Below are 16,746 nucleotides of genomic sequence, written 5' to 3'. Positions count from 1 at the left end.
GTTACGACTCGGCTAAGCGCTGACGCTCGGCATCGATGTCGCGCAACCGCATGCGCAGGGCCCGTCCTCCGTCGGAGTCGGCCGGCACACGCTGCACGGCGCCAAGGAGCTCCTGTTTCTCGTGCTCGAGCTGACGCAGCACGAGGCGACGGGCGAGGTCGGCGACGGTCGCGACGGCGCGCTCCTCGTCGCGTGCGGGGAACGGGGTCATCAAGAGCTCTCCCGCAAGCGAGCGATACGGCTCGCGGACGCTGTTGACCGCGTCTGTGACCCATCCTGCGCGCGTGCGATCGGGGGCGCCGACCACCGCTTCACGCACCGCCTCCAGCCCTGTGGTGCGGAAGGGCGCGCCCAGAGCCCGGTCGAGCAAGGCCTGGTCGACCTGATGCCCGTACTGCAGCGCCCCCATCAGGGCGTCCCGCTCGACCGCCATGTCGGGGCTGCGCGGCAGGCTCGCCAGGGTCACGGGGGCGATCCCCGCCGCTCCCGTCGTCGGATCGACCTGCGGCACCTCGCGGCGCGTGTGCGTCGCCGTCGACCCGCCCCTGGCCGCGCGCTCGACCTCGCTGCGCACCTCGGTCGGGTCCATGCCGAGCCGACGCGCAAGCACGCGCTCGTATCCCGGACGAAGAAGCTGGTCACGGATCTCGGCCACGATGGGTGCTGCGGCCCTGAGTGCGCCGACCCGCCCTTCGACCGTCGACAGGTCGAACCCGCCCAGCTTGCGGTCGATCGCGAACTCGAACATCGGCTGCTTGGTGTCCATGAGCCCGCGCACGGCGGCGTCTCCACGCTGGAGACGCAGGTCGCACGGGTCGAGGCCGTCGGGAGCGACGGCGACGAAGGTCTGCGCGTTGAACCGGTCGTCCTCCGTGAAGGCTCTCAGCGCGGCCTTCTGACCGGCCTCGTCCCCGTCGAACGTGAACACGACCTCACCCGAGGCGTTGTCGTCGCCCATCACCCGGCGCAGCACCTTGATGTGCTCCGTGCCGAACGCGGTGCCGCACGTCGCGATCGCGGTCGTGAGCCCCGCCAGGTGACACGCCATCACATCGGTGTATCCCTCGACCACGACGACGCGACGGGGATCGCCGCGGGCGATGTCGCGCTTGGCGAGGTCGAGGCCGTACAGCACCTGTGCCTTCTTGTAGATCGGCGTCTCGGGGGTGTTCAGATACTTGGGCCCGTTGTCGTCGTCGAACAGCTTGCGTGCGCCGAAGCCGATCGTCTGGCCCGACACATCGCGGATCGGCCACACCAGCCGTCCGCGGAACCTGTCGTAGACGCCCCGCTGCCCGGTCGACACCAGTCCAGCGGTGCTGAGCTCCTCGCGGGTGAACCCCTGCGCCGAGAGCGCCTTGAGCATGCCGTCCCAGCCCCGCGGCGCGAACCCGACCCCGAAGTGCGCGGCGGCGCCCGCGTCGAATCCGCGCTCCCCGAGGAACCGTCGTCCTGCCTCGGCATCCGCGGTGAGCAGCTGCGCACGGAAGAACTCCGCCGCCGCCGTGTTCGCGGCGTAGAGGCGGCTCCGACCACTCGTCTCCGGCGCCGAGCCGCCATCCTCGTAGTGGAGCGTGTACCCGATGCGCCCGGCGAGACGCTCGACCGCCTCGGTGAAGCTCACATGATCCATCTCACGCAGGAACGAGTAGACGTCGCCCGATTCACCGCAGCCGAAGCAGTGGTAATACCCCACCTGCTGGCGCACGTGGAAGCTCGGGCTCTTCTCGTCGTGGAACGGGCACAGGCCCTTCAAGGACCCCACGCCGGCCGACTTGAGCGCGACACGCTCGCCGATGATGTCGGCGATGTTCGTGCGCGCCTTCACCTCGTCGACATCGGCCTGCAGGATCCGCGGCATCAGTGCGCTCCTTCGGCGACGGGCCGCCTCTCGGCGTGCGCGCGGGCGCCGGGTCTCGCGTGACGCGGAGTCCAGATGCCGACCTCGGCCGGATCGATCTCCCCCACCAGTCTGTTGTGCCAGTCGATGGCGCTCTGATCGGTGAGACTCGCGATCTGGTCGACCACGACCCTGGCGCGTTGCGCATCGTCCTCGGCGTCGACGAAGTCCGCAGCGAACGCGGGCTCGAGCACGTCGGACCCCGCAGACCAGAGGGCATCCGTCGACCAGAGCGCGTCGGCGAGGCGCTTGAGCACGCGGCGCTGCTCCTTGTACACGCCCTTTCGCGCATCGATCGTGACGATGGCCTGACCCATGATGCCCTTGAGCACGGCGATCTCGACCTCGACCACCCGCGGGACGATGACGTGGGCGTTGTACCGCACGAGCGGCATCGCGCCGTAGGCATCCCTGGTGGCGGACACGGAGGCCCGCGCGAAACGCCCGATCAGATCGCTCGTCAGGTTCTTCAGTCGCGCGAGGGACTGCCGCGAACGGTCGAACGACGCCAGCCACATCGGCTGCGACGCCAGTCGGTACATCGCGTCGGCGAGCTCGTCACGGGTGAAGTCGTAGCCGACCCACTGCTGGATCCGTCCGACCAGCGCGTCGTGCGCACGAGGGTCCGCCAACTGCGCGACGTCCACGTAGCCGTTGACGATCGCGTCCTCGAAGTCGTGCACCGAGTAGGCGATGTCGTCCGAGAGATCCATGATCTCGGCCTCGATGCAGCGGAGCCGCCCAGGAGCACCCTCGCGCATCCATCGGAACACCGCCTCGTCCTCCGGATACACGCCGAACTTGAGTCGTCCACCGGGGTCGGGCACGGGGCTGTCGACGGTCCAGGGGTACTTGCAGGTCGCGTCGAGACTGGCGCGGGTGAGGTTCAGGCCCACCGAGCGGTCGTGGTCGTCGAGCACCTTCGCCTCGAGGCGGGTGAGGATGCGCAGGGACTGTGCGTTGCCCTCGAACCCTCCGATGTGCTCCGCCCACTCGTTGAGGGCGCGCTCACCGTTGTGTCCGAACGGCGGATGTCCGAGGTCGTGGCTGAGGCAGGCGGTGTCGACGACGTCTGCCGAGACGCCGAGCGCCGTGGCGAGCTCTCGCCCGACCTGGGCGACCTCGAGCGAGTGGGTGAGACGGTTACGGGCGAAATCCGCGGTGCTGGCGGGGCTGAGCACCTGCGTCTTGGCCGCGAGTCGTCGGAGGGCGGCGGAGTGCAGGACGCGCGCACGATCACGGGCGAAGTCATCGCGCTCTGATCGATGGGTCTCGGCGAAGAAGCGCTCTGCGTCTCGGGGGTGGTAGCCGTCGCGGCGTGCGGCGTTCGTCGTGTCAACCACCACTGTTCTCGATCTCCGCTCCACGCATCATCTCGGAGGCCGACGAGGCGAGCTCGCGCGACTCCAGCCACTTGTCCGGAAGCGCCGTGCGCTTGGGGTGCCCCGAGCGGCCCCGCTGCCCTTCGGCGTCGGCGCCCGGGTAGGGCGCCGAGTGATCGAGTCGCCCGAGGAGGTCGTCGATCTCCGCAAGGCTGGAAGCGGTCGCGAGTCCGGTGCGGATGTCGCCGCCGACCGGGTATCCCTTGAAGTACCAGGAGACGTGTTTGCGGATGTCGCGGCATCCGCGGTCCTCGTCCTCGAAGAACTCGACGAGGAGTTCGGCGTGGCGCCGGAAGGCGTCTGCGACGAATCCGAGCGTGGCGTCGACGGTCTTGCCCTCGCCGCCGAACGCGGTGGCCAGCTCGCCGAACAGCCAGGGGCGACCGAGGCATCCGCGTCCGACCACGACACCGTCGCAGTCGGTCTGCGCCATCATGCGCACGGCGTCGTCGGCCGACCAGATGTCGCCATTGCCCAGCACCGGGATGCTCGTGACGGCCTGCTTGAGTTCACCGATCGCATTCCAGTCCGCGAACCCGGAGTAGAACTCGCCTGCCGTGCGCGCGTGCAGCGCCACCGCCGCCGCCCCCGCGTCCTCCGCGGCACGACCCGCATCGAGGAACGTCAGGTGATCCTTGTCGATGCCCTTTCGCATCTTCACGGTGAGCGGGATGTCGCCCGCGGCCCTGACCGCCTGATCGACGATGTCGGCGAAGAGCTTCGACTTCCACGGGAGCGCGGCCCCGCCGCCCTTGCGCGTGACCTTCGGCACGGGGCAGCCGAAGTTGAGGTCGATGTGGTCGGCATGGTCCTCGGCGACGATGATGCGCACGGCCTCGGCGATGGTCTTGGGGTCGACGCCGTACAGCTGGATCGACCGTGGCGTCTCGGACTCATGATGGCGGATCAGGCGCATCGTGGTCTCGTTCCGCTCGACGAGAGCGCGTGAGGTGATCATCTCGCTCACGTAGAGCCCGGCGCCGTACTCCCGGCACAGACGCCGGAAGGCGGTGTTCGTGATGCCGGCCATGGGCGCGAGGACGACCGGCACGTCGAGGGCGATCGGACCGATGCGGAGAGGGCGGGCGGGGGCGGTGGCGAGAGTCATGTCGCTTCCATTCTCCCAGACGCAGAGCAACGAGGCATGCGGCGACTTAGGCTGTGAGTATGACCGATGCCGCGCTCCGTTCGATCCCCTTCACCGATGCGAAGGGCGAGGAGAAGACCCTCGACGATCTCGGCGCCGAGGTGGTGCTGGTGGTGAACGTCGCCTCGAAGTGCGGGCTGACTCCGCAGTACGAGCAGCTCGAGGAGTTGCAGCGGATGTACGGCGACCGCGGCTTCACGGTCGTCGGATTCCCGTGCAACCAGTTCCTCGGTCAGGAGCCCGGATCGGTGGAAGAGATCCTCGAGTTCTGCTCGACGACCTACGGCGTCACCTTTCCCGTGAACGACAAGGTGAAGGTCAACGGCAAGAACGCATCGGCGCTCTACAAGGCGCTGAAGGAGACCCCGGATGCCGGCGGGAAGGCCGGTCGCGTCGAGTGGAACTTCGAGAAGTTCCTCGTGCTGCCGGACGGGGACGTCCTGCGCTTCCGGCCGAAGCAGAAACCGGACGCGCCTGAGATCGTCAGCGCGATCGAGGCGGCGCTGCCCCGCTAGATCCCCGCCCGTTCACCTCCGCGTCATCCTCACCGTCCGCTGATCGCCCGGCGGACGGGGATCTCGTTCACCTCCCGGTCCCTCCCCCGTCATCGCGCGCCCCTAGTCTCGCCGCGGCGATCATCGCCCGAAGACGAAGGAGACCACGCATGCCCGACCGACTGCCGATAAGCCGCCGAACCGTCCTGACTGCGGGAGCCCTTGGCGCTCTCGGCACCGCTCTCCCCCTCGGCACCGCCGCCGCCTCCGCGGATGTCCCGGCGTCGCCCTCGGCCGCCGGCGCGGCTCGCGGCCTGCGGTTCCGCGCCGACGGAACCTTCAAGGTGGTGCAGTTCAACGACACCCAGGACGACGAGCTCACCGACCGGCGCACCGTCGAGCTGATGGAGAAGGTGCTCGACCAGGAGAAGCCCGACTTCGTGGTCATCAACGGCGACGTGATCACCGGCGGGTGCGAGACCCGCCTGGCCGTGAAGCAGGCGATCAACAACGTCGTCATGCCGATGGAGTCCCGCCGCATCCCGTGGGCGGTCACATACGGCAACCACGACGAGGACTCGCTGCCGCAGTCCGGCGTGGACGAGGCGGGGATGCTGAAGATCTACCGCTCGTACGAGTACAACGTGAACGCCGAGAACACGCGGGGTGTGACCGGTACGAGCAACACGATCGTCACGATCGGGTCGTCGGCCAAGAAGAATCGCGAGGCGTTCGCGCTGTGGCTGATGGACTCGGGCCGATACGCGCCGGATGCGATCGGCGGCCAGGACTTCTCGGGCTACCCGGCCTGGGACTGGCTGCGGATGGACCAGGTCGCCTGGTACCGCGAGCAGTCCCAGCGCCTGGAGCAGCGCCGCGGCCGCAAGGTTCCGGGCCTGATGTTCCTGCACATCGCGCTGTGGGAGCACCGTTTCATGTGGTGGGGCGGCGTGGACACGCGCACCGAGGCCGACGCCGCGCGCGGCCGAGCCCGTCACGGGATCGTCGGAGAGCGCAACGAGGACGAATGCCCCGGTCCGTTCAACTCGGGGATGTTCAACGCGATCCTCGAGCGCGGCGATGTGAGGGGCGTGTTCGTCGGCCATGATCACATCAACGACTACGTCGGCGATTACTACGGCGTCCAGCTCGGCTACGCGCCCGGCACCGGGTTCGGCGCGTACGGCCTGGACGGTGCGGAGCGCAACCGCATGCGCGGCGGCCGCGTCTTCGAGCTGACGGAAGCCGGCGACGAGGTGACGATGGCGACGCGCGTGGTCTACGCGCGGGAACTGGGCATCGATCTGACCGCGAACGACCAGCCCATGGAGCCGCTGCCGCTCGGCCCGCGGCAGCAGCGGGTCTGAGCCGAAAGTCCGAGGACGGCAGAACCCGAATCGGGCTCTGCCGTCCTCAGTCCGTCCGGTCGGCTCGCCTCAGGCCTCGACGGATTCGAGCGGCTCGTTCCGCTTCGACCAGAGGTCGCGCAGCACGTTCTCGAACGCCTCGGGCGGCTGCGCGCCGCTGATGCCGTACTGACCGTCCACCACGAAGAACGGCACGCCCTGGATGCCGTAGGCGCGGGCCTGCGCCTGGTCCTGTCGCACCGCGGGAAGGTACTGCTCGCTCTCGAGCGCCGCGCGGGCACGGTCGGCGTCCAGCCCCACCTCGGTCGCGAGCTCGACGAGGTCGTCGATGCGACCGACGTGCTTGCCCTCGGTGAAGTACGCGGACATGAGCCGCTCCTCCATCTCGTGCTGGAGGCCCTCGGCCTTGGCGAAGTGCAGCAGCTCGTGCGCCTTCACCGTGTTGGTGTGCTTCAGCAGGTCGAAGCGGTACTGGAGGCCGGCGTTCGCGGCGATGCCCGTCACGTTCGACAGCATCTGCTCGACCTGCTCCCGCGGCATGCCCTTGTGTCCAGCGAGGAAGTCGATCTCGTCGCCGTCGAAGTCGACAGGAGTATCGGGCGAGAGCTCGAAGGAATGGAAGGTGATGTTGACCTGCGGTGCGTCGTCGTCGGCGGCGACAGCTTCGAGACCCTTCTCGAGGTTGCGCTTGCCGATGTAGCACCAAGGGCAGGCGATGTCGGACCAGATGTCGATGGAGATGGGTTCAGTCACACTTCCTCCAACCGCATGCGCCTATGAGCTATTCCGCTGCTCCCCCGACCCGCGGATAGGATGCTCGGATGCTCTCCGCCGACGACCCGCTGCCGTTCGTGCCGTCGCGGGTGCTGGTGGCCGGCGTCTCCGGGTCGGGCAAGACCACGCTGGCCCGTCGCCTCGGACAGATGGCGGGACTCCGTCATGTGGAGATCGACGGGTTGTTCCACGGGCCCGATTGGACGCCGAGGCCCCGATTCCTCGACGACGTGCGCGCATTCGCCGCGGACGAGCGCTGGGTGACCGAGTGGCAGTACACCAGCAAGGGGACCGACGCGATCCTGGCGCCTCGCGCGCAACTCGCGATCTGGCTGGACTACCCCTACCCAGTGGTGCGCCGCCGTCTGGTCGGACGCACCCTCGCCCGGGGCATCCTTCGACGCGAGCTCTGGAACGGCAATCGCGAGAAGGGGCCGTGGAACATGCTCCGTCGGGATCCCGAGCAGAACATCCTGGCGTGGCAGGCGGCCACTCGGCACACATGGGCCGAGCACTTCCCTGCGATCGAAGCCGAGTTCCCGCACCTCGTCATCGTGCGGCTTCGGCATCCTCGCGAGACGGAGCGCTGGCTGCGGCGTCAGGCGGACGCGTCCGGCGCGTCGATCGCCCCGCCGAAGCGGCGGTCACGCGAAAGGTAGACGCCGATCGCGCGCCACAGCTCCTCGCGCGAGAAGTCGGGCCAGAGTGTGTCGAGGAAGACCATCTCGGCGTAGGCGGACTCCCACAGCAGGAAGTTCGACGTGCGCTGCTCCCCCGAACTGCGCAGGAACAGATCGACGTCGGGCATATCCGGCACGTAGAGATTCCGACGGATCATCTTCTCGGTGATCGCCTTCGGCTTCACTCGTCCGGCAGCGACATCGGCCGCGATCGCACGCATGGCGTCGACCAGCTCGACGCGGCCACCGTAGTTGACGCACATCGTGAGCGTGAGCACGTCGTTGCCCCGGGTGAGCTGTTCGGCGTACTGCAGCTCTTTGATGACGCTGCCCCACAGCCGCGGCTTGCGGCCCGCCCAACGGATGCGAACGCCCCACTCGTTGAGCTGGTCGCGACGGCGATGGAGCACGTCGCGGTTGTAGCCCATGAGGAAGCGCACCTCTTCGGGAGACCGCGCCCAGTTCTCCGTGGAGAACGCATACACCGACAGGTGCTTCACCCCGGCCTGGATCGCGCCGGCGACCACGTCGAGGAGCACCTCTTCGCCCGCCTTGTGCCCTTCGATGCGGCTCAGCCCCCGGCGGTTGGCCCAGCGACCGTTGCCGTCCATCACGATCGCGACATGCTCTGGCACGGCCGGGAACGCGGGCGGGTGCACACCGGTCCAGTCGAGCGGGCGATAGGCCACGGCGTCCTTGTGCGTGTACGGCTTGGGGGTCACCGTGGTCCTTCCGACGAGGTGTCCGACACATGGGCGAGCGAGCGGATGCCACGCTCCATGTGCCACTGGGCATAGGCGGAGACGAGTCCGGAGGCCGCTGCGGTGTCGGCGGCAGGCGACGCGTCGATCACGTCCCACTCCCCCGCGATCAGGGCACGCAGCAGCCTCAGCGTCTTCTCCGAGACGCGGGGGCTTCCGGCGGGAGCGCAGTTCTCGCAGACCAACCCGCCCAGCTGCGCGACGAATCGCGAATGCGGACCCGGGGTGCCGCACCGCGCGCACTCGTCGAGCGACGGCGCCCATCCGGACAGCGACATGACCCGCAGCAGATACGAGTCGAGGATGCTGCGCGCGACGTGCTCACCGCGCGACAGGGCGCGCAGTCCACCCACGAGGAGCAGGTACTGATCCGGTGTCGCTTCCGCATCGCTCAGGCGATCCGCCGTCTCGACCATCGCGTTCGCCGCCGTGAACCGGTCGTAGTTCGAGGCGATGTCGGTGCCGTACGAGCCGAGCGACTCGGCCTGCTGGACGATGTCGAGCGAGCGGCCCTGATAGAGCTGCACGTCGGCGACCATGAACGGCTCGAGCCTGGCCCCGAACTTCGACGACGTCCGCCGCACGCCCTTCGCGACCGCGCGCACCTTCCCGTGACGCCGCGAGAGCATGGTGACGATGCGATCCGCCTCACCGAGCTTGTGAGTGCGCAGGATCACCGCTTCGTCTCGGTAGGTGGGCACCCCTCGATTATCCTCTGTACGCGAGAATGGGGGCGTGACCGAACCGCTCTTCACCATTCCGCTGTGGGCGGACCTCCTCGGCGTCGGCCTCGGGGGCGTCCAGGGCGCGATGTTCGCATCCGGTTTCCAGGGCCAGCGGCGGCTCGACTGGCTGGGCGTCGCGATCACCGGCATCATGATCGGCATGGGCGGCGGCCTGATCCGCGACATCCTCCTCGGGCAGACGCCGGCGACGCTCCAGAACCAGTGGTACCTGGTGACGGCCGCCGGTGCGGCGTTGTTCGGCATGCTGCTCGCCGGGCTCTTCACCCGCCTGAACACCGCGATCGTCGTGCTTGACGCCGTCGTGATCGGGATGTTCGGTGCGTTCGGGACGAGCAAGGCGCTGGCCTTCGGCATCCCCGAAGTACCGGCCGTCTTCATCGGCGTCTGCGCCGCAGTCGGCGGCAGCGTGCTCCGCGACATGCTGATGGGTCTGCCGACCGCGATCATGCACGTCGGCTCGCTGTACGCGGTCGCCGCCGGAGCGGGGTGCACCTTCATCGTGATCGCCGTCGCCGTCGGTATGCCGATCACGATCGCCGCAGTCGTCGGCATCGCCGTCACCACCGTCATCCGCATCCTCGCCGTCACCTTCGACGTCTCCCTGCCCGAGCAACGCCGCATCTACCGTCGCAAGGTCGCAGCGGAGACGGGCGCGATCGCGATCGTGAAGCCGCAGGACTGACCCTGCTCAGACGCCCTTCGTCTCCGCGATGATGCCGGCGAGCCCGTCGAGCATGCGGACCGACCCGAACTCCCACGCGACCTCGGCGTCGTAGGGGCCGCCCATCGCCTCGCCGGCAGCCCGGCCGACGGACTGGGCGAGAGGGTACCCGTCGCCCAGGTACGTCGCCAACCGTGGGCCGGCGTCATCCCAGAAGGGACCGAACTCCTCGCGTTCCGCGCGCTCCCGCATCCTCGAACCGGACGCACGCACGAAGTCGAGCACGAACGACAGCGCAGCGTCGCGTTCGACATCCGACAGCCCGGTCCCATCGAACGCATGCAGCTCACGGTCGTACTTCGCGATGGTTCCCGGCCCCACGGCCGCACGGGGGTCGTCGACGTCGAGCATCCACGGGTGCGAGCGGAAGAGATCGAGGTTCTGCTGCGCCACCTGGCGCACGCGGTCGCGCCACCCCGCGCCGTCGATCGGAGCCGTCATCCGTTCGTGCATCTCGTCCACCATGAGCACGAGCAGATCAGCGCGGCTGTTGACGTGCGTGTAGATCGACATCGCGGTCAGATCGAGGGCGTGCGCGAGGCCGCGGATCGTCACGGCGTCGAGGCCCCCCTCGTCGGCGAGGGCGATGGCTCCGGCCACCACGTCGTCCGCGGAGTGGCGAGCCCGCGGACCGCGCCGAGTCGTCCCGCTGGCGGAGGACGCCTTGCGCCAGAGCAGCTCCACAAGATTCTTGGCCATCTCGGAATACCCTCACGGTTCGATCGCTTAACACTGTACGTTGTACGTAGTTTATGACAGGAGAGACATGAACATCACCCAGACCGCCATCTCACTCAATGTCCCTGATGTCGCCGCCTCGGCGACGTTCGCCGAGACCCACTTCGGCTTCACGGAGGCGATGTCCGCCGAGGGCTTCGTATCGCTGCAGCATCCGGACGCGGTGCCCAACATCATCTTCCTCGAGACAGGGCTGAAGACCTTCCGGCCGCAGGAGATCGCCGGATCCGCAGGCGAGGGCACGCTGATCGTGTTCGTCGTCGACGATATCGACCAGGAGTTCGCGCGCATCGCCGACGCGGGCGCTCGGGTCGTCACCTCCCCGGAGACCGAGCCGTGGGGCGAGCGCTACTGTCAGTTCGCGGATCCGAACGGACTGATCTGGCAGCTCGTGCAATGGGTGGGCTGATCCGCTGATCAGACGACGGCGGCCGGCATCCACAGAGGGTGCCGGCCGCTGTCCGCATCGGTGGACGATCAGACCGTCGCGAGCTCCTGCTCGCGGGTGCGGATCGACCGGTTGACGCCCGAGACGATGGCCTTGAGAGATGCCGTCGAGATGTCCCCGTCGATGCCGACACCCCACAGCCGCTGGTCGCCCACCTGCAGCTCGACGTAGGCAGCAGCCTGCGCGTCGCCACCGGCGCTGAGAGCGTGCTCGACGTAGTCGTAGACCGTGATGTCGAAGCCCTGACCGCGCAGCACCTCGACGAAAGCGGCGACCGGACCGTTGCCGTTGCCCGAAACGGGGACCTGCTCCTCACCGTCACGCAGCACGACGTCGAGCACCACGTCACCGGACATGTCGCTGCGCGTCTGCGTCGCCAGGAGTTCGAAACGTCCCCACTTGGCCGCCGAATCGACGGAGGGCAGGTATTCGTCGTTGAAGATCGACCAGATCTGGTCGGAGGTGACCTCGCCGCCCTCGGCATCCGTCTTCGCCTGCACGACACCCGAGAACTCGATCTGCAGCTTTCGCGGCAGGTCGATCGCATGGTCCGACTTCAACAGATAGGCGACACCCCCCTTGCCCGACTGCGAGTTCACGCGGATGACGGCCTCGTAGGAACGGCCCAGATCCTTGGGGTCGACGGGAAGATAGGGGACGGCCCACTCGATCTCGTCCACGGTCACGCCGTCGGCTTCGGCGCGCGCGGCCATGGCCTCGAAGCCCTTCTTGATCGCATCCTGGTGCGAACCGCTGAACGCCGTGAACACCAGGTCTCCCGCCCAGGGACTGCGCTCCGGCACCGGCAGCTGGTTGCAGTACTCGACCGTGCGCTTGACCTGGTCGATATCGCTGAAGTCGATCTGGGGGTCGATGCCCTGGGTGAACAGATTGATGCCCAGCGCGACGATGTCGACGTTGCCGGTGCGCTCGCCGTTGCCGAACAGGCAGCCTTCGATGCGATCGGCCCCGGCCATGTAGCCGAGTTCCGCGGCCGCGATCGCCGTGCCGCGGTCGTTGTGCGGGTGCAGCGAGAGGATGATGTTCTCGCGGTGGTTCAGGTTACGGCTCATCCACTCGATCGAGTCGGCGTACACGTTCGGCGAGGCCATCTCGACAGTTGCCGGGAGGTTGATGATGACCTTGCGGTCGGGGGTGGGCTCGAAGACCTCGATGACCTGGTTGCAGATGTCGACGGCGAACTCGAGCTCGGTGCCGGTGTAGCTCTCGGGCGAGTACTCGTAGTAGACCTTCGTGTCGGGGATCGTCTTCTCGAACTTCCGGCACAGCCGAGCGCCTTCGAGCGCGATGTCGATGATGCCCTGCTTGTCGGTGCGGAAGACGACCTCGCGCTGCAGCACGCTGGTCGAGTTGTACAGGTGGACGATGGCCTGCTTCGCTCCGGCGATGGACTCGTAGGTGCGCTCGATGAGGTGTTCGCGCGCCTGGGTCAGGACCTGGATGGTGACGTCGTCGGGGATCAGATTCTCTTCGATGAGCTGCCGCACGAAGTCGAAATCGGTCTGGCTCGCCGACGGGAAGCCGACCTCGATCTCCTTGTAGCCCATGCTGACGAGCAGCTCGAACATGACGCGCTTGCGCTCGGGCGACATCGGGTCGATGAGGGCCTGGTTCCCGTCGCGGAGATCGACCGCGCACCACCGGGGGGCCTCGGTGATGCGGGCATCGGGCCAGGTGCGGTCAGGCAGGTGGACGGTGATCTGCTCGTGGAAAGGCCGATACTTGTGGATCGGCATCGCGGACGGGCGCTGAGTGTTCTGCATGATGGGGCTTCTTCTCTTCGTCAAGATGAACGGGCCAACACAAGCGCCGCGACGAGGAAGGCCCTAGCTTTAGGACTCGTCGCGGCAGCTAAGAAGAAGCAGACCGCCGAAAGGCATGTGGTCATGCTAGCAGGGAAGCCGTGCCGGTATCGACGAGTCTGAGACGATCCGTCAGGACCCGACACTCCTCGGTATGAGCACATCGCACCGTCGCCGCACCCTCGCCGCAGCGTCTGCCGCTGGAGTCCTGCTCCTGAGCGCCTGCGCCTCCGGGCCCGGCAGCACCCCGGCCCCCACGAGCACGACGGTCCCCTCGGATCAGCGCCTCGAAGAAGCTCACCCCGCCCTGCCGGATGGGCGCGTGATCGGTGTCGGTACGGTGCTCGACGTCGCCGGTGACGTCCAGCTGTGCATGGGGGCCATCATGGAGTCCTACCCACCACAGTGCCAGGGAGTGCCCCTCGACGGATGGACATGGGACGGCGTCGACGGCAGCGAGAGCAGCGGCACGACCACCTGGGGCCAATACGCGGTGTACGCCTCGTACGACGGCGGACGACTCACGAACACCGACCAGCCGATCATGCTCGCCCTCTACGACACGGTCGCCCCGGAGGACCCGACCGGCGGCGTCGAGGGGACCACGGCAGAAGACGAACTCCTGCGGGTCCAGGACGACATCGCCGCGCGTCTCGGAACGGAGGCGCTCACGGTGGCGACCGACCGCGGCTACGTCTGGCTGACCGTCGTGTGGGACGACGGCACGATGCAGGACGCCGCCGACGCCGAGTACGGCGACGACGTGGTGATCGTCACCTCGGCGCTGCGCGAGATCGACTAGCCCTCGGGGATCAGCGCCAATTTTCCCCCGGGATGTCCGGAGGAGAGCAGTCGGTGAGCCGCAGGCGCCTGATCGAGCGGGAACGTCCGCGCGACCGGCACGACCAGATCGCCGTTCTGCGCCAGGGCGATGAGTTCGCTGCGCACCCCGTCACGAAAACGCGCGCTGTCGGGCATCGAACCCGCGATGGCCACGATTCCCTCGGACTCCGCTCGCGCGAACGCGGCGATGGTGACGATGCGTCGACGGTCGGCGACCACCTCGAGAGACACATCGACGGCCTCGTCGGTGCCCACCGCATCCAGGGCAGCCACGACGCGTCCGCCTGCGACCTCGAGCACACGCCGACGGAGGCCGTCGCCGTAGCGCACCGGGATGCCCCCGAACCGTCGCACCTCGTCGAAGCGCTCCGCACCGGCCGTTCCGATCACCCGTACGCCGCGCAGGCGGGCCTGCTGCAGAACGCTGACGCCGACGGCCCCCGACGCCCCGTGGAGCAGGATCGTCTCGCCCGGACCCGCACCCGCGATCGCGAGCATCTCCGCGGCGGTGGTTCCGACCAGCAACAGGTTTGCGGCCTCGGGGTGCGAAAGGGTCGAGGGCTTCGCGAACACCTTCTCGGCAGGAACGGTGAGTTCGGTGGCGTAGCCGCCGCGCACGCGGAACGCGATGACCTCGTCGCCCACCGATGCCGCTCCGGAGCCGATCCGCGTGTCGGGACCGAGTGCGCTCAATTCGCCGGAGACCTCGTAACCGATCGGCACGGGGAGTTCGAGCCCTGATCGAGCGGAGGCGACATGCTTCGCGTCCGCAGGATTGACGCCGGCCGCCCGCACGCGGATCGTGACCTCACCCGCCTCCGGAGCCGCGACCTGATGCGCGACGAACTCCCACTCATCGGGAGATCCCCACCCCGTCGCCACCCAGTGCTGTGCAGCCGCCACCGTCACGCCGAGCCGCTCAGAGGATGCAGCGGAGGTTCGTGACGGTACCGGTGACGTTCGCCCAGGTCCCGGCATTCACGCTCTTGAGCACCGTGCTGCCGTTGCGCACCTGAACGTACCCGCCGCTGCGCGCATTCGCCACGGACTTGGCGGTGAAGCTCGAGGGGATCGTATGGACGGCGCACGTGCCGAAGGACAGCACGCCACCCCCGAGAGAGGACGCGTTGTAGGCGCAGATACGACCGGTCGCGCAGCTTCCGACGGAACGCGCCGCGAGTCCTGCTGCGCCGGGAACGCTCAGCTCCATGTCCAACTCGGGCCACACGGCGTGGGTCGCATCGATCACGATGCCGCCTGGAACATCGTCGAGGACCGCGGCGATCTGCGGATCCACGTCTCGGGGTGTCTCAGCGTCGGCGTAGGCCGGAGCCGAGCCCAGGATCATGGCGATGCCCAGCAGCGCTGTGGCGAGAACGGTCGTGCGTTTCATCGAATTGTCTCCTCATCGAGATCCCACATCTGGTACGAGATGATCGCCCCGGCAGGGAACAGTTCATCGGCGGTCAGCACGGTGCGCTCGACGCCCACGATCCGTCCCGTGTCGCGAGACACCAGGACCAGGTCGCTCACGGCTCCGTCCGGCGACTGCACCCGGACTCCCGTGACCGCGCGTCCCAGACGGTCGGTCGACGTGCCGAGGGCATCGCCGCCGCCTGCTTCCTCGAGAAGAAGGAGGAGCTCGCGGTGTTGCGCATCGGTCAAGGTCCATTGATCGAGGATGGTGGTGAAAGCCATCTCGACCTCGTATGCGGTCGGGTCCTCCGGCATTCCGAATGCGCGGAGCATCGCGATCATGTCGTCGCGGGTCTCACCGGGAACGGCCGTCCACGGGGTGTCGAAATCGCCGGGGGCCATCACGAGATCGGTGACGACCTCCCCGCTGCTCGTGACCTCGGCGGCGTTGCTGGCGACCGCATCAGAGGGGTCGTAGGGGACGCCGGCGAGGATGATCATGCGTCCCGAACCGTCAGGCTCCCACGTCAGCGTGGAGAGCTGCGGAGCGACCGTCGAGGTCTTGGTGTCGACGTCGACCGAGAACGACCACGATGCCGTCTTGACTGTTCGCAGCGGCGTCGTCGGGCCGGGGGTGTCGGCCAGCGCCGCACCCGCATCGTCGACGAGCTGCGCGATGGTGTTGGACCCGCTGAAGTCGAGTGGAGCCGGAGTGGCGGCGACCGCCGCACCCTGCGGCGAGAAGATCGCGAAGGCCAGCGCCGTCGAGGCGACGGCAGCCGTGACCCCGCCCGTCCATCCGATCGTCCGGGTGCGGCGACGCCGTGGAGCCGAACCTGTGCGAAGGATGCGGTCGCGTGTCGCACGGGCACGGGCGTCCGGCACCGCATCGCGTGGCGTCGTCGCGGGATCGGCTTCGCTCAGCATCCGCTCGAGCACGGCGTTCTGCGTCATCACCCGTCACCAGCCCCCTCCAGGCCCAGCTCCGACCGCAGGCGATCCTGCGCTCGGCTCAGCGTCTTCTGCACCCTGGACTCAGAAGCGCGCAACAGCTCGGCGATCTCCCCCACCGCGAGTCCATCCCAGTACGTGAGCATGATGATACGCCGTTGAGGCTGTGTGAGGACACCCAAAGCGCGGACGACTTCGACGCGACCGAGTCGACCCAACTGCTCCTCGTCCCCTGATACGCCCATGTGCACGGCATCGAGAGCACCGTGCGGCACGGACGACCGGGTGGTGCGCGAGCGCAGACGACGGTCCGCCGCGCGCAGGAGCCAGACACGTCCGGGCGGTCGCGCGGGCCGGAGGCGCGCCCAGGCGATGAAGAACACCTCCGAGACGATCTCGGTGACCTCCTCGTCGTCGGCGACGACACCTTCGACGTGGTGACGCACTGCCGCCCAATGCGCATCGAACACACGGGTGAAGACCTCGTTTCGCAGCGGATTCGGGTCTTCGCTGCGAAGATTCATATCGTCGGGGTCGGCGGTCTTCCCGCCGCCT

18 protein-coding genes are annotated in these 16,746 nt (G+C 68.1%); 6 read left to right on the top strand and 12 right to left on the bottom strand.

The features are described 5' to 3' along the window. Nucleotide 1: 1 nt before the first annotated feature. Genes dnaG through dusB form a run of 3 tightly spaced genes read right to left on the bottom strand, consistent with a single transcriptional unit; the run spans nucleotide 2 to nucleotide 4,390 of the window. Nucleotides 2–1,861, bottom strand: a complete 1,860-nt coding sequence (gene dnaG, locus AB0E56_RS10040) for a DNA primase (protein WP_359798609.1) — start codon at nucleotides 1,859–1,861, stop codon at nucleotides 2–4. Beyond that, nucleotides 1,861–3,243: a deoxyguanosinetriphosphate triphosphohydrolase gene (locus AB0E56_RS10035; protein ID WP_359798607.1), complete on the bottom strand. Its 1,383-nt coding sequence runs from the start codon at nucleotides 3,241–3,243 to the stop codon at nucleotides 1,861–1,863. The genes dnaG and AB0E56_RS10035 overlap by 1 nt, the downstream gene beginning before the upstream one ends. Further along, nucleotides 3,236–4,390, bottom strand: a complete 1,155-nt coding sequence (gene dusB, locus AB0E56_RS10030; RefSeq protein ID WP_359798605.1) for a tRNA dihydrouridine synthase DusB — start codon at nucleotides 4,388–4,390, stop codon at nucleotides 3,236–3,238. The genes AB0E56_RS10035 and dusB overlap by 8 nt, the downstream gene beginning before the upstream one ends. 59 nt (nucleotides 4,391–4,449) lie before the next feature. On the opposite strand from dusB, the gene AB0E56_RS10025 reads away from it, so the two are divergent. Continuing rightward, nucleotides 4,450–4,944 (top strand): glutathione peroxidase, encoded by a 495-nt coding sequence (locus tag AB0E56_RS10025; protein ID WP_359798603.1) that lies wholly within the window; start codon nucleotides 4,450–4,452, stop codon nucleotides 4,942–4,944. Nucleotides 4,945–5,093: 149 nt separating this feature from the next. Next, the gene (locus AB0E56_RS10020) at nucleotides 5,094–6,290 is read left to right on the top strand and encodes a metallophosphoesterase family protein (RefSeq protein WP_359798602.1); all 1,197 of its coding nucleotides are present in this window, start codon (nucleotides 5,094–5,096) and stop codon (nucleotides 6,288–6,290) included. A 69-nt stretch (nucleotides 6,291–6,359) separates the two neighbouring features. Here the strand turns inward: AB0E56_RS10020 and AB0E56_RS10015 are convergent, their stop codons facing one another. Then, nucleotides 6,360–7,043 carry a DsbA family oxidoreductase gene (locus AB0E56_RS10015; RefSeq protein ID WP_359798600.1) on the bottom strand — a complete coding sequence of 228 codons (684 nt, stop codon included), beginning with the start codon at nucleotides 7,041–7,043 and terminating at the stop codon, nucleotides 6,360–6,362. A gap of 68 nt (nucleotides 7,044–7,111) precedes the next feature. On the opposite strand from AB0E56_RS10015, the gene AB0E56_RS10010 reads away from it, so the two are divergent. Continuing rightward, nucleotides 7,112–7,723: an AAA family ATPase gene (locus AB0E56_RS10010; protein ID WP_359798598.1), complete on the top strand. Its 612-nt coding sequence runs from the start codon at nucleotides 7,112–7,114 to the stop codon at nucleotides 7,721–7,723. Here the strand turns inward: AB0E56_RS10010 and AB0E56_RS10005 are convergent. After that, on the bottom strand, nucleotides 7,663–8,466 hold the full coding sequence (locus AB0E56_RS10005; RefSeq protein ID WP_359798597.1) for an isoprenyl transferase: 804 nt from the start codon (nucleotides 8,464–8,466) through the stop codon (nucleotides 7,663–7,665). The two genes, AB0E56_RS10010 and AB0E56_RS10005, sit on opposite strands and share 61 nt — an antisense overlap. Continuing rightward, nucleotides 8,463–9,206: a DNA repair protein RecO gene (recO, locus tag AB0E56_RS10000; RefSeq protein WP_359798595.1), complete on the bottom strand. Its 744-nt coding sequence runs from the start codon at nucleotides 9,204–9,206 to the stop codon at nucleotides 8,463–8,465. The genes AB0E56_RS10005 and recO overlap by 4 nt, the downstream gene beginning before the upstream one ends. Before the next feature lie 34 nt (nucleotides 9,207–9,240). Between recO and AB0E56_RS09995 the strand changes: the two genes are divergently transcribed. After that, nucleotides 9,241–9,933 (top strand): TRIC cation channel family protein, encoded by a 693-nt coding sequence (locus AB0E56_RS09995; protein ID WP_359798594.1) that lies wholly within the window; start codon nucleotides 9,241–9,243, stop codon nucleotides 9,931–9,933. Nucleotides 9,934–9,939: 6 nt separating this feature from the next. Here AB0E56_RS09995 and AB0E56_RS09990 read toward each other — a convergent pair whose 3' ends face one another. Continuing rightward, nucleotides 9,940–10,671, bottom strand: coding sequence for a TetR/AcrR family transcriptional regulator C-terminal domain-containing protein (locus AB0E56_RS09990; protein ID WP_359798592.1), 732 nt, complete (start codon nucleotides 10,669–10,671; stop codon nucleotides 9,940–9,942). A gap of 67 nt (nucleotides 10,672–10,738) precedes the next feature. Between AB0E56_RS09990 and AB0E56_RS09985 the strand changes: the two genes are divergently transcribed. After that, on the top strand, nucleotides 10,739–11,119 hold the full coding sequence (locus AB0E56_RS09985) for a VOC family protein (protein ID WP_359798591.1): 381 nt from the start codon (nucleotides 10,739–10,741) through the stop codon (nucleotides 11,117–11,119). A 68-nt stretch (nucleotides 11,120–11,187) separates the two neighbouring features. Here the strand turns inward: AB0E56_RS09985 and leuA are convergent, their stop codons facing one another. Next, complete coding sequence (leuA, locus tag AB0E56_RS09980) at nucleotides 11,188–12,942, bottom strand: 2-isopropylmalate synthase (RefSeq protein WP_359798589.1); 1,755 nt, start codon at nucleotides 12,940–12,942, stop codon at nucleotides 11,188–11,190. Nucleotides 12,943–13,135: 193 nt separating this feature from the next. On the opposite strand from leuA, the gene AB0E56_RS09975 reads away from it, so the two are divergent. After that, nucleotides 13,136–13,783 (top strand): hypothetical protein, encoded by a 648-nt coding sequence (locus AB0E56_RS09975; RefSeq protein WP_359798587.1) that lies wholly within the window; start codon nucleotides 13,136–13,138, stop codon nucleotides 13,781–13,783. On the opposite strand, the gene AB0E56_RS09970 is transcribed toward AB0E56_RS09975, so the two are convergent. Genes AB0E56_RS09970 through AB0E56_RS09955 form a run of 4 tightly spaced genes read right to left on the bottom strand, consistent with a single transcriptional unit; the run spans nucleotide 13,780 to nucleotide 16,715 of the window. After that, nucleotides 13,780–14,706, bottom strand: a complete 927-nt coding sequence (locus tag AB0E56_RS09970) for an NADP-dependent oxidoreductase (RefSeq protein ID WP_359800031.1) — start codon at nucleotides 14,704–14,706, stop codon at nucleotides 13,780–13,782. The two genes, AB0E56_RS09975 and AB0E56_RS09970, sit on opposite strands and share 4 nt — an antisense overlap. 37 nt (nucleotides 14,707–14,743) lie before the next feature. Then, the gene (locus tag AB0E56_RS09965) at nucleotides 14,744–15,217 is read right to left on the bottom strand and encodes a hypothetical protein (RefSeq protein ID WP_359798586.1); all 474 of its coding nucleotides are present in this window, start codon (nucleotides 15,215–15,217) and stop codon (nucleotides 14,744–14,746) included. Next, complete coding sequence (locus AB0E56_RS09960; protein ID WP_359798584.1) at nucleotides 15,214–16,194, bottom strand: hypothetical protein; 981 nt, start codon at nucleotides 16,192–16,194, stop codon at nucleotides 15,214–15,216. The genes AB0E56_RS09965 and AB0E56_RS09960 overlap by 4 nt, the downstream gene beginning before the upstream one ends. After that, the gene (locus tag AB0E56_RS09955; protein ID WP_359798582.1) at nucleotides 16,194–16,715 is read right to left on the bottom strand and encodes a sigma-70 family RNA polymerase sigma factor; all 522 of its coding nucleotides are present in this window, start codon (nucleotides 16,713–16,715) and stop codon (nucleotides 16,194–16,196) included. Before AB0E56_RS09955 ends, AB0E56_RS09960 begins: the two co-directional genes overlap by 1 nt. Between the last annotated feature and the right edge of the window lie 31 nt (nucleotides 16,716–16,746).

Source organism: Microbacterium sp. NPDC028030, assembly GCF_040637855.1.
Classification (GTDB): Bacteria; Actinomycetota; Actinomycetes; order Actinomycetales; family Microbacteriaceae; genus Microbacterium.
The sequence above is the reverse complement of the archived record's forward strand: the minus strand, read 5'-3'. Positions and strand labels throughout refer to the sequence as shown.